12 protein-coding genes are annotated in these 15,943 nt (G+C 62.2%); 7 read left to right on the forward strand and 5 right to left on the reverse strand.

Features of this window, described 5'->3' with window-relative positions; genetic code table 11:
- Nucleotides 1–7 precede the first annotated feature (7 nt).
- The 5 genes from parE to J3P79_RS02795 all read left to right on the forward strand — a co-directional run bounded on the left by parE (nt 8) and on the right by J3P79_RS02795 (nt 6,574).
- Nucleotides 8–1,912 (forward strand): DNA topoisomerase IV subunit B, encoded by a 1,905-nt coding sequence (gene parE, locus J3P79_RS02775; protein WP_434607978.1) that lies wholly within the window; start codon nt 8–10, stop codon nt 1,910–1,912.
- The gene (locus J3P79_RS02780) at nt 1,912–2,898 is read left to right on the forward strand and encodes an esterase-like activity of phytase family protein (RefSeq protein WP_434607980.1); all 987 of its coding nucleotides are present in this window, start codon (nt 1,912–1,914) and stop codon (nt 2,896–2,898) included. Before parE ends, J3P79_RS02780 begins: the two co-directional genes overlap by 1 nt.
- Nucleotides 2,895–3,416: a retropepsin-like aspartic protease family protein gene (locus tag J3P79_RS02785; protein ID WP_434607981.1), complete on the forward strand. Its 522-nt coding sequence runs from the start codon at nt 2,895–2,897 to the stop codon at nt 3,414–3,416. Before J3P79_RS02780 ends, J3P79_RS02785 begins: the two co-directional genes overlap by 4 nt.
- A 10-nt stretch (nt 3,417–3,426) precedes the next feature.
- Nucleotides 3,427–5,691 (forward strand): DNA topoisomerase IV subunit A, encoded by a 2,265-nt coding sequence (parC, locus tag J3P79_RS02790; protein ID WP_434607983.1) that lies wholly within the window; start codon nt 3,427–3,429, stop codon nt 5,689–5,691.
- 178 nt (nt 5,692–5,869) lie between these two features.
- On the forward strand, nt 5,870–6,574 hold the full coding sequence (locus tag J3P79_RS02795) for a PqiC family protein (RefSeq protein ID WP_434607985.1): 705 nt from the start codon (nt 5,870–5,872) through the stop codon (nt 6,572–6,574).
- Nucleotides 6,575–6,810: 236 nt separating this feature from the next.
- On the opposite strand, the gene J3P79_RS02800 is transcribed toward J3P79_RS02795, so the two are convergent.
- The gene (locus J3P79_RS02800; RefSeq protein ID WP_434607987.1) at nt 6,811–8,328 is read right to left on the reverse strand and encodes an AhpA/YtjB family protein; all 1,518 of its coding nucleotides are present in this window, start codon (nt 8,326–8,328) and stop codon (nt 6,811–6,813) included.
- A 133-nt stretch (nt 8,329–8,461) separates the two neighbouring features.
- Between J3P79_RS02800 and serB the strand changes: the two genes are divergently transcribed.
- Entirely contained in the window at nt 8,462–9,676 is a 1,215-nt protein-coding gene (gene serB, locus J3P79_RS02805; RefSeq protein WP_434607990.1) for a phosphoserine phosphatase SerB, read from the forward strand.
- Between the two features lie 73 nt (nt 9,677–9,749).
- Here serB and J3P79_RS02810 read toward each other — a convergent pair whose 3' ends face one another.
- From J3P79_RS02810 to J3P79_RS02825, 4 genes are all read right to left on the reverse strand, one after another.
- Nucleotides 9,750–11,510 (reverse strand): molecular chaperone, encoded by a 1,761-nt coding sequence (locus J3P79_RS02810; RefSeq protein ID WP_434607992.1) that lies wholly within the window; start codon nt 11,508–11,510, stop codon nt 9,750–9,752.
- Between the two features lie 135 nt (nt 11,511–11,645).
- A complete protein-coding gene (gene asd, locus J3P79_RS02815; RefSeq protein ID WP_420766178.1) occupies nt 11,646–12,506 on the reverse strand; it encodes an archaetidylserine decarboxylase in 861 nt (286 codons plus the stop codon).
- A gap of 19 nt (nt 12,507–12,525) precedes the next feature.
- Nucleotides 12,526–13,341, reverse strand: coding sequence for a rhodanese-like domain-containing protein (locus J3P79_RS02820; protein ID WP_434607994.1), 816 nt, complete (start codon nt 13,339–13,341; stop codon nt 12,526–12,528).
- Nucleotides 13,342–13,383: 42 nt separating this feature from the next.
- Entirely contained in the window at nt 13,384–14,922 is a 1,539-nt protein-coding gene (locus tag J3P79_RS02825) for an HDOD domain-containing protein (protein ID WP_434607997.1), read from the reverse strand.
- Between the two features lie 166 nt (nt 14,923–15,088).
- On the opposite strand from J3P79_RS02825, the gene motA reads away from it, so the two are divergent.
- Nucleotides 15,089–15,940, forward strand: coding sequence for a flagellar motor stator protein MotA (gene motA, locus J3P79_RS02830; protein ID WP_039592526.1), 852 nt, complete (start codon nt 15,089–15,091; stop codon nt 15,938–15,940).
- The last annotated feature ends 3 nt before the right edge of the window (nt 15,941–15,943 follow it).

A 15,943-nucleotide genomic window follows, 5' to 3' on the forward strand; every position in this document is an offset into this window, starting at 1 on the left:
AGACCCCATGGCCACTCCCAGCGCTAGCTCTTATAACGCAGACGCCATCGAAGTCCTCTCGGGCCTCGACCCGGTGCGTAAGCGCCCCGGCATGTACACCGACACCAGTCGGCCGAACCACCTCGCCCAGGAAGTCATCGACAACAGCGTCGACGAAGCCTTGGCCGGGCATGCGAAGTCGGTGCAGGTCATCCTGCACGCCGATCACTCGCTGGAAGTCAGCGATGACGGCCGCGGCATGCCAGTGGACATTCACCCTGAAGAAGGTGTGTCGGGCGTCGAGCTGATCCTCACCAAGCTCCACGCCGGGGGCAAGTTTTCCAACAAGAACTACCAGTTCTCCGGCGGTCTGCACGGAGTGGGTATTTCCGTGGTCAACGCCTTGTCGACCCAGGTGCGGGTGCGGGTCAAGCGTGATGGCAACGAATACCAGATGACCTTCGCCGATGGCTACAAGGCCACCGAGCTGGAAGTGGTCGGCACCGTCGGCAAACGCAATACCGGGACCAGCGTGTATTTCGCCCCGGACCCAAAGTATTTCGATTCACCGAAGTTTTCCGTCAGCCGCCTCAAGCATGTGCTCAAGGCCAAGGCCGTGTTGTGCCCGGGGCTGCTGGTCAGTTTCGAGGACAAGGCCACTGGCGAGAAAGTCGAATGGCATTACGAAGACGGTCTGCGCTCCTATCTGGTGGACGCGGTCAGCGGTTTCGAACGCCTGCCCGACGAGCCGTTCTGCGGCAGCCTGGCCGGTAACAAGGAAGCCGTGGATTGGGCGCTGTTGTGGCTGCTCGAAGGCGGCGAAAGTGTCCAGGAAAGCTACGTCAACCTGATCCCGACGGCCCAGGGCGGCACCCACGTCAACGGCTTGCGCCAAGGCTTGCTCGACGCCATGCGCGAGTTCTGCGAGTTCCGCAACCTGCTGCCCCGTGGCGTGAAGCTGGCGCCGGAAGACGTCTGGGAGCGTATTGCCTTCGTCCTGTCGATGAAGATGCAGGAGCCGCAATTCTCCGGCCAGACCAAGGAACGCCTGTCGTCTCGTGAAGCGGCGGCATTCGTTTCCGGCGTGGTCAAGGATGCGTTCAGCCTCTGGCTCAACGCCAACCCTGAAACCGGCCTGGCCCTGGCGGAGCTGGCGATCAACAACGCCGGTCGTCGTCTCAAGGCCAGCAAGAAAGTCGAGCGCAAGCGCATCACCCAAGGGCCGGCATTGCCGGGCAAGCTCGCCGATTGCGCCGGGCAGGACCCGATGCGTTCCGAGCTGTTCCTGGTGGAAGGTGACTCCGCCGGCGGCTCGGCCAAGCAGGCGCGGGACAAGGAGTTCCAGGCGATCCTGCCGCTGCGGGGCAAGATCCTCAACACCTGGGAAGTGGACGGCAGCGAAGTGCTGGCCAGCCAGGAAGTGCATAACATCGCGGTGGCCATTGGGGTCGATCCAGGCGCCGAGGACATGAGCCAGCTGCGTTACGGCAAGATCTGCATCCTCGCTGACGCCGACTCCGACGGCCTGCACATCGCCACGTTGCTCTGCGCGTTGTTCGTCCAGCATTTCCGCCCGTTGGTGGACGCCGGCCACGTCTACGTGGCGATGCCGCCGCTGTATCGCATCGACCTGGGCAAGGAAATCTACTATGCCCTGGATGAAGCCGAGCGCGACGGCATCCTTGATCGCCTGGTCGCCGAGAAGAAGCGCGGCAAGCCCCAGGTCACTCGATTCAAGGGCCTCGGCGAGATGAACCCGCCGCAGTTGCGCGAAACCACCATGGACCCGAACACCCGTCGACTGGTGCAACTGACCCTGGATGACTTTGCCGCGACTTCGGAAATGATGGACATGCTGCTGGCGAAGAAACGCGCCGGCGATCGCAAGTCCTGGCTCGAATCCAAGGGTGACTTGGCCGAGGTCCTGGCCTGATGCGCAATGGTTTCGCCCTGGCGCTTTGGCTGTGGGCGGGGGTTGCAGTCGCCGAGTCCGCTCCGGAGCTCACGTTGTTGTCCGAGCACGCCGTCGATGGCATGCGCGGTGGCAACCTGTCCGGGTTGGCGCTGTGCGGTGGCCAGATGTGGATGGTGTCGGATCGCGACGATGACCAGCTTTATCGCTTCGTGCCTTCTGGTGCGTCGGTCTGGAAGGTCGAGGCGGTTGGAATCGAGGTGCCCGAGGTGCCGGACAACGGTTTGCCTTGGGGGATAAGGTCGCGAACCTGGGCGGCGTCGTTCCTGCGCGGGGGCGAGCTGGATTTCGAAGGCATCAGTTGCGACAGCGCCGGTAATCGCTATCTGGTCAGCGAGTCCCATGCGGCCGTGCTGCAAATACCACCGACCGGCGCCGCATCCTGGCTGAAAATTGCCCCGAGCATGATCCGCCAGGCGCGGGGCAGTGGCATGTTGTTGCACTTCAACGCCTTGTTCGAAGGCCTTGCGGTCAACCCTGCCGGCGACAGGCTCTGGCTGGCGGCCGAGCGTGAGCGCCGTGGCCTGCTGTCGATAAAGCGTCAGCAAACGGTGTGGGACTGCGACGGCAATTGTGTGCTGCTCAGCGAGGCGGGCCAGGAAATGCAACCGGCGCAGTTTCCCAAGGCCAAGGCGGTTTCGCGGGATTTCGCCGACCTGTCATTGTTCGACGGCAAGCTGTTTACCCTGGAACGCAACGCCTACCAGATCTGCCGGCGAGATGCGCAGACGGCCAAGGTCGAGCGCTGCTGGTCGTTCGCCGCCGAGGCCCTGCAGGACGAGCGCCGTTACCCCCAGCCCTACGGACTGGCCGAAGCGCTGGTGGTGGACGCCGACGGCGCCTGGATCGGCCTGGACAACAACGACGGTACGCGTGCCGATGGCGAACAGCGGCCGATCGTCTGGCACTTTGCCGCGCCCGACGGTGGCTGGAGCGCGTCGCCGTGAGCCAGCAGCCGCCGGGCAAGCGCGCCGGCCGGGTATTGATGATCCTGGCCTGGTGCGCGGCGCTGTTTCTGGCAACGCGGTTTTTTGCCCAGTGGGAGCAGCGGGAACTCACTCCCAATGCCCAGGTGCATTCGCAAAAAGGCGAAGGTTTTATCGAGGTAAAACTGGTCGGCAACCGACAGGGGCATTTCGTCGCCAGCGGCCAGATCAACGGCCAGCCGGTGGATTTCATGCTCGACACCGGTGCCACCGACGTGGCGATTCCGCTGGAACTGGCCGAACGCCTCGAGCTGGAAAAAGGTTTCGGCGTGACGTTGAGTACCGCCAACGGTGTGAGCAAGGGCTACCGCACCCGCATCGACCGGCTGCAATTGGGTGACATCGTCCTGCGCGATGTCCGTGCCCTGGTGGCGCCCGGCCTGGGTGGCACGCAAGTGCTGCTGGGCATGAGCGCCCTGAACAAACTTGAATTTACCCAGCGCGACGGCACCATGCTGCTGCGCCAGACAACGAACTGATGAGGCCCGCATGAGCGACATTCTTGCAGACAGCTTAGACGGCGTGGAACGCCGGTCGCTGGCTGACTTCACCGAAAACGCCTACCTCAACTACTCCATGTACGTGATCATGGACCGCGCTTTGCCGCACATCGGCGACGGCCTGAAACCGGTCCAGCGGCGGATCGTCTACGCCATGAGCGAGCTGGGGCTGGATGCCGACTCCAAGCACAAGAAATCGGCGCGTACCGTCGGTGACGTGCTCGGTAAGTTCCACCCCCACGGCGACTCGGCCTGCTACGAGGCCATGGTGTTGATGGCCCAGCCGTTCAGCTATCGCTACACGCTGGTGGACGGCCAGGGTAACTGGGGTGCGCCGGACGATCCCAAGTCCTTCGCGGCCATGCGTTACACCGAGGCGCGGCTGTCGCGCTATTCCGAGGTGCTGCTCAGCGAACTGGGCCAGGGCACTGCGGACTGGGGCCCGAACTTCGACGGCACGCTCGATGAACCCCTGGTTTTACCGGCACGCTTGCCGAATATCCTCCTAAATGGCACCACCGGTATCGCTGTGGGCATGGCCACCGACGTGCCGCCGCACAACCTGCGGGAAGTGGCGACGGCGTGCGTGCGTCTGTTGGACGAGCCGAAAGCCACGGTGGAACAGCTCTGCGAGCACATCCAGGGCCCGGACTATCCTACCGAAGCCGAAATCATCACGCCGCGCGCTGACCTGCTCAAAATCTATGAGACCGGTCGTGGCTCGGTGCGCATGCGCGCCGTGTATCACATCGAAGACGGCGACATCATCGTCACCGCCCTGCCGCACCAGGTTTCCGGGGCCAAGGTTCTGGAACAGATTGCCGCGATGATGCAGGCAAAACCGTCGAAAGCACCACAAGTCGCTGACCTTCGCGACGAATCCGACCACGAAAACCCGTGCCGCATCGTGATCATCCCGGTTAACAGCCGGGTCGACCACGACGCGCTGATGCAGCACCTGTTCGCCAGCACTGACTTGGAGTCCAGCTACCGGGTCAACATCAACATCATCGGCCTGGACGGCAAGCCGCAACTGAAAAACCTGCGGGCGCTGCTGGTGGAATGGCTGGAGTTCCGGGTCAAGACCGTGCGCCGGCGCCTGCAATTCCGCCTGGACAAGGTCGAGCGCCGCCTGCACCTGTTGGACGGCTTGCTGATTGCCTACCTCAACCTGGATGAAGTGATTCACATCATCCGCACCGAGGAGCACCCCAAGGCCAGCCTGATTGCCCGTTTTGACCTGAGCGAAATCCAGGCTGACTACATCCTCGATACTCGCCTGCGCCAGTTGGCGCGGCTGGAAGAGATGAAGCTGCGCGCCGAACAGGATGAGTTGCTCAAGGAACAGGCGAAGCTGCAAGCCTTGCTGGGCAGCGAAGCCAAGCTCAAGAAGCTGGTGCGCACCGAACTGCTCAAGGACGCCGAAACCTACGGCGACGACCGTCGCTCGCCAATCGTCGAGCGCGCCGAAGCCAAGGCGCTGAGCGAGCACGACCTGCTGCCGAATGAGAAAGTGACCGTCGTGCTTTCGGAAAAAGGTTGGGTGCGCTCGGCCAAGGGTCATGATATTGACGCCGCCGGGCTTTCCTATAAAGCCGGGGATGGTTTCAAGGCCTTGGCGCCGGGGCGTTCGAACCAGTTCGCGGTGTTCATCGATTCCACCGGGCGCAGTTATTCGGTGCCGGCCCACACCTTGCCGTCGGCCCGGGGCCAGGGCGAACCGCTGACCGGTCGTCTGACGCCACCACCGGGTGCAACTTTTGAATGTGTGCTGATGCCTGATGATGACGGGCTGTACGTTATTGCGTCGGACGCCGGGTACGGGTTCGTCGTCAAGGGTGAGGACCTGCAAGCCAAGAACAAGGCGGGCAAGGCGCTGTTGAGTCTGCCGAACAACGCCAAGGTCATTGCGCCGCGTCCGGTCATCGATCGCGAGAGCAATTGGCTGGCGTCGGTGACCACGGAAGGCCGGCTGCTGGTGTTCAAGATCAGCGACCTTCCACAGCTCGGAAAAGGGAAAGGCAACAAGATTATCGGTATTTCCGGCGAACGGGTGGCGAGTCGTGAGGAATATGTCACGGATATTGCAGTGATACCGGAGGGTGCCACGCTTGTGCTGCAGGCTGGAAAGCGTACGCTTTCACTGAAAGCGGACGATCTTGAGCATTACAAAGGTGAACGCGGTCGGCGGGGCAACAAGCTTCCAAGGGGTTTTCAGCGGGTGGATGCGCTGCTCGTCGAAAACCTCAATTGAGCGTGCTAGAGGGCTCGGTCCGCGATTAAAAGCCGCAGATCGGAACTTTGGCGCTGGAGTCGGGACGCATATTCACGGATGATAGGCCCTTTCAAGCGCCGGCGTGGCCGAGCGTTCTTCATAATGACCGAGTATTTTTCACTGTGGTAAGCCTTGTGGCCGCCACCTGGACGAGACGATGACTGCTCTGCGCCTTCCTATTTTGTGGCTCGCCGGCCTACTTGGCCTGGCGGGCTGCAGCATGAACCAGCCGGTGTCGCTGTACCAATTGGACAGCGGCACCCCGGCCCAGCCTGCGCAAAGCACGGGCATGGCCGTATTGCTCGGCCCGGTTCTGATCGCTGATTACCTTCAGCGTGAGACCTTGTTGCAACGCCAACCGGACGGCAGTTTGCAAGCCGCCACTGATGGTCGTTGGGCCGGTAGTCTGTCTTCGGACATCGATCAATTATTGCTGCGCCAGGTTGCTGGGCACCTGGACAGCCAGCGCGTAGTGCTGGCCCCTGCTACCCAGGGGTTCACGCCGGACGTGCAGGTCTTGTTGTCCATTACCCGCCTGGATTCGGGCAAATCCGAACCTGCGGTACTCGATGCCCAGTGGCGTCTGATCGACCGTCGCGGCAAGGTTCGCGAGAACCGCATCGTTCACTTGCAAGAGCAACACGCGGGCACCACCGCGGCGCAGGTCCAGGCACAAGGCATACTTTTGCAGCGCCTGGCCGAGCAGTTGTCCGTGTCGCTCAAGCCCCTGGCCAACCAGCCACCTATCGCGGAAGTCCCGCGCAAGGCGGCTCCTGCCCCGGCCAAGCCGGTGGAAAAGGAAAAGGACAAGATACCCATGGCCTTGCCGATTCGTACCGACATGGAAGTGTTCCGGTTCTGATGGTTTGAGGAACATAAAACAAAGCCCGCGTTGATGCGGGCTTTGTTGTTTCTGGCTCCAAGGATTTCAGTGCCTGTCCTGGCCCTATCGCGAGCAAGCTCGCTCCCACAGGAGATCTACGGTCGCATGAAGATCCCTGTGGGAGCGAGCTTGCTCGCGATGGCGGCAGTGAAGGCAACAAAAAAGCCCGCAGATGATCACTCATCTGCGGGCTTCGTTATTTCAGGTCCAATGCCTCAGGCCTGGCGCTCATGCATCCGCGCCAGTTGTCGCTCCAGCATCGACGGATAAGGCTCCATCAAGCGCTCCACGCAGCAAGCGCCTTCGGGGCTGGCGATAGGGCGGATGCGTGCACGTTGGCGGATCAGGGCGTCATCATTGATCTTGCGTTCCACCAACAGCAGGTTGCGGCTGTGCTGGGACAGGGCCAATGCGTCCTGGGCGGTTTCGGTCAGCAGCAGGTCAATCTGGCTCAAGCCGAACAGCCCGTCGCCCAAGGTCAGGCCCAGTTGCAATTGCAGGGTGATGCCGCTGTCGGCGACTTCGATTTGCAACTGGTGACCCAGTGCCCGCAGCAGTTCACCGCAGCAGATGGCATTGGTCAGGTAGTCGTCGCCGCTGTCCTCGGTGTGGAACAACATCAGCGTGCTGCCGTCGTTCAAGGTGTGCAATTCGCCTTGATAAAGCGATGCGGCCTGATCGAGGCAGTCGCGGTAGCGTTCGAGCAGTTCCTTCAGGCGGGCCTGGGGCAGGCGGCGCAGTTGGTCCTGGGCGCCCAGTTGAATAGCCAGCACGGCACTATGCTGGGGCACGTTCGAGGCGGCGGGACGGACAGCCGGTTGCGGGGTGCCGCCAACCGTGTCGTTTCGCAAGTCGGCGAAGGCGTCGTCGTCTTCCTCGTCTTCCACGGTACGCGCGACGTGGCGCGGCGCAGGTCGTGAGGCGGGCATCGGTGCAGTTTCGTCGAAGCCTGGGTCGCGCAGGTTGCGCACCTCGAAGCCGGGTTCGGCATCGTCATCGTCGGCGTAATCGATCTCCTCCGGCTCCGGCACAGGCTCAGGTTCCGGCGCGAAGCTGGCGTGAAGTTGCCGGGCGAGATCGCCGATTTCGTCCTGGCGCTGGGTCGCCGGGGTGTGTTCGTCGATGTCCCGCAGCCAGACGCGCAATTGCAGCAGCGGCGTGGAGATGTGCCGCCCCAGGCGCAGGCTCAACGCCAGGGCCAACGCCAGCAGGATTGCACTGAGGATGCCCATGCTTTGCAGGCTGATGGTCATCGGTTGCTGGAACTGGTCCATGTCCAGGCTGATGCGCAGTTGCCCGGCAGTCACGTCCTGGAAGGTGATCTTGCTCTGGTACATGCCGCCGGTTTCGCCCAGTAGGCCAGGCTTGGGACGCTGGCCGGCCTCGGCGAGGATGCGGTTGTCCACGCTGTAGATGGCGGCGTGGGCGACCAGTTTGTTCTTGGTCAGGTTGTTGAGCAGCACGTTGAGGCTGAGGATGTCATTGGATACCAGCAGCTCGGTGGCGGACGTGGCGGTCTGGGTGGTCAGGCTTTCGCCCAGGGCATCCGCCTGCTCGTGCATGGCCTGCTTGAATTGCAGGCCCATCACGCAGGCATAGATGACCAGGGCCAGGGCGACCAGGATCACGTTATGGCTGGCGATGCGCAATGCAATCGGCACGCGGCGATGGCGCAATGCACGGAAGATCAGCAGGAAGAAATTGTCGGTTTTGACTGGCGTGGGCCGGTTCACTGAGCTCGGCTCTTTGTCCGTGAAATTGACGCGCAGTATAGCGACAGGCCCATGGCCGGCAAAGCACTGGCGGTGCCCGATGGTCACTGAATGTGGGTAGAATGCGGTTTTTTTCCACCTGCGGGGGTGCGCCTTGCGCGAAATCGTCCTGATAAACATCACTGGCAGCGACCGTCCGGGTCTGACTGCAGCCATTACCGGCGTTCTGGCCCAGGGTGGTGTGAACATTCTCGACATCGGTCAGGCGGTGATCCACGACACGCTGTCGTTCGGCATCCTGGTAGAAATCCCGGACGCCGAACAAAGCAAGTCAGTGCTCAAGGACATCCTGTTCACGGCCTACAAGCTCGATCAACAGGTGCGTTTCACCCCAGTGTCCGAAGCCGATTACCAGCATTGGGTGGCCGGCCAAGGCAAGAAGCGCCATATCGTGACGCTATTGACCCGCAAGGTGACCGCCGAACAGTTGCAGCGCGTCAGTTCGATCACCGCCCAATATGGGCTGAATATCGACCATATCGACCGGCTGTCCGGGCGCATGCCGCTCGATACTCCGGCTGACCAGGGCAAGGGCTGCATCGAGTTCTCCGTGCGCGGCGAACCGGCTGATCCTCAAGCGTTGCGCGCCGAATTCCTCAGCGTCGCCCAGGAGCTGAACGTCGACATCGCCTTCCAGGAGGACTCGCTGTTCCGCCGCAACCGCCGCCTGGCGGTGTTCGATATGGATTCGACGCTGATCGAAGCCGAAGTCATCGACGAGCTGGCCAAGGCGGCGGGCGTGGGCGACAAGGTTTCGGCCATCACCGAGCGTGCCATGGCCGGGGAGCTGGATTTTCGCGCCAGCTTCAAGGAACGCCTCGCATTGCTCAAGGGGCTGGACGTCAGCGTGCTCGACTCCATCGGCGCCTCACTGCGCCTGACCGAGGGCGCTGAAACCCTGTTCGCCGAACTCAAGCGCCTGGGCTACAAGACCGCCATCCTGTCCGGTGGCTTCACCTACTTCGCCAAGCAACTGCAGGCCAAGCTCGGCATCGACTACGTGTTCGCCAACGAATTGGAAGTGATGGACGGCAAGGTCACCGGCGTCGCCGTAGAGCCGATCGTCGATGCCCAGCGCAAGGCGGACCTGCTGCGTGAGTTGGCCGAGAAAGAAGGCCTTCGCCTGGAGCAGACCATTGCCGTGGGTGACGGTGCCAACGACCTGCCGATGCTGGCTATCGCTGGCCTGGGCGTGGCGTTCCGGGCCAAGCCGCTGGTCAAGCAATCGGCACGGCAGGCGATTTCGACCCTAGGGTTGGATGGGGTGCTGTACTTGCTGGGCTTTCGTGATCGCGACGGGCAGGTTTGAGCAGTTTGCCAGGTTGAGTTGATACACCCGTGGCGAGGAAGCAAGCTCCCTCGCCACGGGATGTTTTTTGTCCTTAGAGCGACTTCCACAGCGAATCGAAATCCCCCTCTTGCGCACCGTCCCCCCCGTTTGCCGTCGAGTCGTCCTGGCGATAGGCGAACTGGTTGAAGCTGTGGGTGCTGGTCACGCGTCGATCAAGGCCGGCGCGCCGTTCCTGTCCGTTGGTGTTGATCAATACTTGCTGGCCTTCCTGGAAAGGCAGGCGCGGGGCGATCACGGTGGGAGGCAAATCAATGGCGCTGATCTCCGGAAGCAGCAGTCCGCGCAGATAGTGCCCTTGTTCGTTTTGCTCGCGAAGCAATTGCAGACCACAAGGCTGGGCATGGGGCGCAACCAGTTCAATCCCCATTTGCATCGCGCCGTTGCGCACCTGGCGAATCCAGCGCACCACGGCAATGCTCCAACTCTGGTCGTTGGCGTCCCGGATACCCACCATTTCGCCGGCCTGCAGTTGCTCCGGCACTTCCTTCGGCCAGCCAAGGCAGTAACCACCCGGGCTGTGGTTGATGATCGGCAAATCGTAGGTCGGGAAATGATGCTGATTGTCGGAGCTTGCACTTTCGTCATCGGTTGGATTGACCGGGTATTCGATTTCTTCGTAGGGCAAAAGCTCACTGTCGCCGCTGGGCGCTGCGTCGAAGGCTTGGTCCCAGGTATCGCTTTTCCGGGTGGGCGACGCCTCGAAGCGGGCCTGGCGCGTGGCCGGGTTCTTCAGGATCTCACTGAAAGAGCGTTCCCCTCCGAGGTAATAGTGCAGGGCGCTCATGCCCACGCACAGGGTGAGCGTGCCGTTGCCTTCGGTGCGCTGGAAGCTACGCTCGGCGGCCTCGCCCCAGGCTGCTTGCAGGTGATGCAGGGTATCGGCGCTCATGCCGGTCGGTACCGTCAACGTCGAGTCGACCGGTTGAGCCAGGTGGGCGGTAATGGCACGCACCAGCGGCTGGGGATCGAAACCCAGCAGGGTAGGTTGCTGTTCAGCGCGGAATTTCGAGCGATAGCGTGGCCCGACATCCAGCTGCGGTGCCACTGCGAACAGGCTCGAGGCAGTGACCGCCGGGTCCAGCTTGACCCACTGGCTCCAGGGTTCCAGCACTTCGGCCAATCGGGCGATCTGGCTCTGGCGCAACTGGTTGCTGCGCGAGGCGCCTAACAACAGCGCGACGACATAGGTTTGCTCGACGTTCAATTGATGAACCTGGCTGGCCAGTTCATCGCTGACGACCAGGTGCTGCAGTTTATGCTGGCAAGCGATCCGGTACAGCTGATGCAAATCGAGCCAGAGCCCCTCCGGCACTGGACTGTACAGCTGGCTGGAGCGCAGCAAGGTGCTATTGAGTGCGTGAGTGGCTCGCTGCAATGCGGTGCTCAACAGACGCGCCCGGTCTTTGGAGAATTTCGACGCGATACGTCCGACGATTTGTTTGTAGCCCATCGCCAGGTGGGCTTGCAGGGCCTGGCACAGGTTGACGATCTTGCGCGAGCGGTCGTCAAGCACGATGGCCTGTTGCAGGAAATGCCGCTCGAGGTGCTTGCAGACGTAATAAACCTCTGGTCGCAGCAGCTCCAGCATTTGCAGGCGGTTATCGCTGGGGGTGAGCAGTTGGTTCAGTTCGCCGAGGGCTTGGTACAGCAGGCGAGCGGTTTCGCCGATGTTCGCCTTGGGCAGGTTAGCGATCCAACGCTTGAGATCGCGTGGCGTGGCATCGCAGAAGGACAGGCGCGACTGGGTTGGTGTCGACACGCGCAGTAGCTGGAGAGGGCTGGTCTCATTCATGCCGTGGACGGGCTCCGGCGGGAAATGAAAGGGATGTTTCCAACTCTAGCAGCTGTGGGCGAAAGAGGTGATCCATCTAGCTGTATTAGCCTGTGGGAGCGAGCTTGCTCGCTCCCACAGGGGATAACATCTGAATCAGGCGTTCGGCAGTGCCAGGGCCTGGCCCATCTGGACTGGCGAGCCGGCCACCAAATCCTCGGCCCATTTCACTTGGTCTGGACCAAACAGCACGATGGCGGTCGAACCCAGCTTGAAGCGTCCGAGTTCGGCGCCTTTTTCCAGATGGATCGGCGCACGGGCCGCTTCGTCATAACGGAAGGTTTTCAGCTCGCGCTTGGGCGGCGTCACCAGTCCGGCCCACACGGTTTCGATGGACGCGACGATCATCGCGCCCACCAGGACCACGGCCATCGGCCCGCGCTCGGTGTCGAAAATGCACGCGACGCGTTCGTTGCGGGCAAACAGCTCCGGGACGTTTTCGGCGGTGGTCTGGTTGACCGAGAAAATCCGGCCCGGGATGTAGACCATTTCCCGCAGGGTGCCGGCCAGCGGCATGTGCACGCGGTGATAGTCCTTGGGCGACAGATAGATCGTGGCGAAGTCACCGCCCATGAACGGCGCCGCATTGGCCGCATCACCGCCCAGCAGTTCCAGCACGCTGAAACTGTGGCCCTTGGCCTGGAATACTCGGCCATGCTCGATCGGGCCAAGCTGGCTGACGGCGCCGTCGGCGGGGCTGAGGATCGCACCGGGTGTTTCGTCCAGAGGCCGCGCGCCATCTTTCAGGGCGCGGGTGAAGAACGCATTGAAGTGCTCGTAGGCGGTGAGGTCTTCCACCAGCGCCTGGGACATGTCGACCTGGTAGCGCTTGGCGAACCAGGCCGTGAAGGCGTTCTTGAACCAGCGTACGCGGCACTCGGCAATGCAGCCGGCCAGCCGCGACAGCAGATGGTGCGGCAGCAGGTACTGGGAGAGGATGAACAAGCGGTTTTTCATTAACTGTCCTTAAAAATCTTCAAAGCTCGATGGGCGTGTCGGGGTGGTTGCCCCATTCGCCCCAGGAACCGGCATAGCCTTTGACTCGCGGATAACCGAGCGCCTTGGCCACCAGATAGGTGAAGCCAGAGCGGTGGTGGGTCTGGCAGTGGGTGATGACTTCTTTGTCGGGGGTTATGCCCAACTGGTCGAGAATCTGCGGCATGTCCTTGCGGATGCGCAGGCTGCGCGCTGGGTCCATGCCGGCGGTCCATTCGAAATTGACCGCGCCTGGTATGTGTCCGCCCCGTGCCGCGACGACTTTTTCGCCGGAATACTCCAGCGGGCCGCGTGCATCCCAGATGGCCAGGTCCGCAGCGCCAAGACGGCTTTGCAGATACTCGCGAGTGGCGGTGGGTTCGTCGTGCAGCACCAGGTCGACGGGACCTGCGGCCGGTGCTGGGACGTCAGTCGACACCGGCAGGCCTTGGTCAAGCCAGGACAACAGGCCGCCGTCCAGGTAGTGACAATTCGAGTGCCCGATCACATCGAGCAACCAGATAAAGCGTCCGGCCCAGCCGCCGCCTTCGTCGTCATACACCACGTAGACCGCGCCAGAGTCATGCCCGAGTTCGCCGAACAGCGTTTCCAGGTCTGCTTTTGCCGGCAACAGGCCCGGCGCCGGAGGCTGGCCCAGTTGCGTGCGTTTCGGATCGACGAAGCGTGCGCCGGGAATATGACCGGTGCTGTAGCGCGCGGCGCTGGTCAGGTCCACCAGAATCAGATTGGGAGCATCGAGACGCGGCAAGAGCTCGTTCGGCTCGATTACCAGCGGCAAGCCAGAGAAGTCAGGCATGTGAGGTCTCCTGGGGCGCAAAGGGAAAGGATTGTAGCAAGTTCAGCGGCCACGGTTGGTAAAGCTGTGCAGCGCCCTTTCGATGCATTGCACGGTTTTGCCGAAAGCCTGCACGGTCACGTCCGAAAACGGCCCGCCGCCCTGGTCCGCAACCACCAGCATGATCACCCGTCCATTGCAGGTCAGCGAGCGCAACAGCAAGTGCTCGCCCCGGAACAAGGCGCGCAGGCCCGCAGGCAGCAAGGCGGAAAACTGCGCGTTGTTCTCGGGATTCAGGCGTACCTGGGCCTGTTGGCCCAGTAGTCGCTGCAGGACCTTGCTCTGGCTAATGGAGAAACTCATCGCCGCTGCTTCCTTGGGCAGGCCGGCGGTCTGGTGCACGCGCACGCTGGTCTGGCTGCGATCGGCCATCAATATCAGCACCCGGCGCATGCCGCACGCTACCAGCGCATTTCGGGCCGAGGTGGTGAGGTGCATGGCGTTGCTGAAGGGGCTCGGTTCCACCAGCAACTCGGCGCATTGCTTGCGCCAGTGGCTCAGGTCCTGTGCACTGGGCGGGGCGGCTGGCAACAAGCCGGGGTGCACGCGGCGGCAGCCTGAGGGCCAGATCAATGCCACGGCGGGGTGCCACAGGTCTGGCATGGCATCCTGGCGGGCACTGTTGGCGGCTTGCTGGTGCAACTGTTGCTGAAGCTCATCCATCGGCATTTGTAAATAGAGGCTGGTGAGATATTGCCAGCGGGCGAGGTGGGGGCTGTCCCACGCCTGTTGCGCCGCAAGTGCCAGGCCGTTGGCCAGCAACACGGTGTTGGCCGGCTGATTGAGCCAGCGCCGCAGCGTCGGGTCGTCATCCAAGCGGTTTTGCTGGCGCAGCGGATGTTCGCTGTCGCGGGCGATGCGCAGGACTTTCACCAGTTCGCGGCGCTCCTTGAGCAGCAGGCGATAACCCTGCGCAATCCAGATGGGCAAGCGCCACGTCTCTGCCAGGGCCAGGCAGACTTCCAGCAGGCGGACGCCGAACAGTTCGCGCTCGACCTTGCGTGCGGGCTCGCCTTTATGGACCACCCGCAGTTCCCACTCCCCCAGCAGTCGCGGGTGAGTCAGGGCCAGGGGCCAGAGCGGCGACAGGAATAACAGGCTGCCCCAGTGGATGTCCTGCCACAGCCGCGCCAGGCGGCTGGCGAAAAAGCCGTTGGCCTGTTGCGTGGCGTGCTGACTGATCAATTGCAACTGGCGCAAGACGACGGGTATTTCCTGCCCCGGCAACGATGGCAGCCGAGCGAGCAGTTCCTCGGTACGCTTGAGGCCGAGGCGGTTGATCGCCACTTCGAGATTTTCCGCAGGCTCCGCGAGGCTGCCATGGGTATGATGGTTGGCCTCGCGAATGACGCTCAGCGCCAGGGCGGGGCTGTCCTGCATCAGGTCAGCGATGTCGCGCAATGAGCGGCGGCTGTCGGCGATGGCCTTGCAGACCTGGTCGTGGCTGGCCTGGGGGACCGGCAGGTGCACGCTATTGAGCAGTTTTACCCAGCCTTCCAGAGTGGTCGGTCGTGGCGTTGGAACCTTGGTTTCGTTAGTCATGGCTGGACGCGATCATCGTATGAATTCTCTACGCCCTGAACGGGGCAAATTGGCTTTTCGCCAGAACAGCCTATAGTCTGGCGCAGTTTTGCCGATAAGTAGAAGAAGAGATTTTTCAGCTTCCGAATATGACCTTGAACCCGACTTAAATAAGTACTTTCTATCTATGGCTAAAATTATCGGCATCATTGTCGTGTTCGCGAGCGTGCTCGGCGGATACGTGCTTTCCCATGGCAAGATCGCTGCGTTGGTCCAGCCTTTCGAGGTATTGATCATCGGCGGTGCCGCCCTCGGCGCATTCCTCCAGGCAAACCCTGGCTACACGACGATGCATGTGCTCAAGAAATCCTTGAGCATGTTCGGCTCGCGCTTTACCCACACCTTCTATCTCGAGGTGTTGGGGCTGGTCTACGAGATCCTCAACAAGAGCCGTCGTGAAGGCATGATGGCGATCGAGGGCGATATCGAAGACGCCGCCGCCAGCCCGATCTTCGCCAAGTACCCTTCGGTGCTGAAAGACGAGCGCATGACCGCGTTCATCTGCGATTACCTGCGCATCATGTCGTCCGGCAACATGGCCCCCCATGAGCTGGAAGGTTTGTTCGACATGGAGCTGTACAGCCTCAAGGAAGAGCTGGAGCACCCCTCCCACGCGGTCAACGGTATTGCCGACGGCATGCCCGGCTTCGGTATCGTTGCGGCGGTATTGGGTATCGTGGTGACCATGGCGTCCCTGGGCTCAGGCGACCAGGCTTCCATCGGCATGCACGTAGGTGCGGCCCTGGTGGGTACCTTCTTCGGTATCTTGGCAGCGTATGGTTTCTTCGGCCCGCTGGCCCACTCCCTGGCCCATGACGCCAAGGAAGAACTCAACGTCTACGAAGCCATCAAGGCTTCCCTGGTGGCCTCGGCCTCGGGCATGCCGCCGTCGCTGGCGGTGGAGTTCGGCCGCAAGGTCCTGTACCCGAAGCACCGTCCAAGCTTTGCCGAGCTGGAACAAGCGGTTCGCGGTCGTTAAGTT

Origin of the sequence: Pseudomonas sp. R1-7, assembly GCF_051132105.1 — a bacterium.
Taxonomy (GTDB): Bacteria; Pseudomonadota; Gammaproteobacteria; order Pseudomonadales; family Pseudomonadaceae; genus Aquipseudomonas.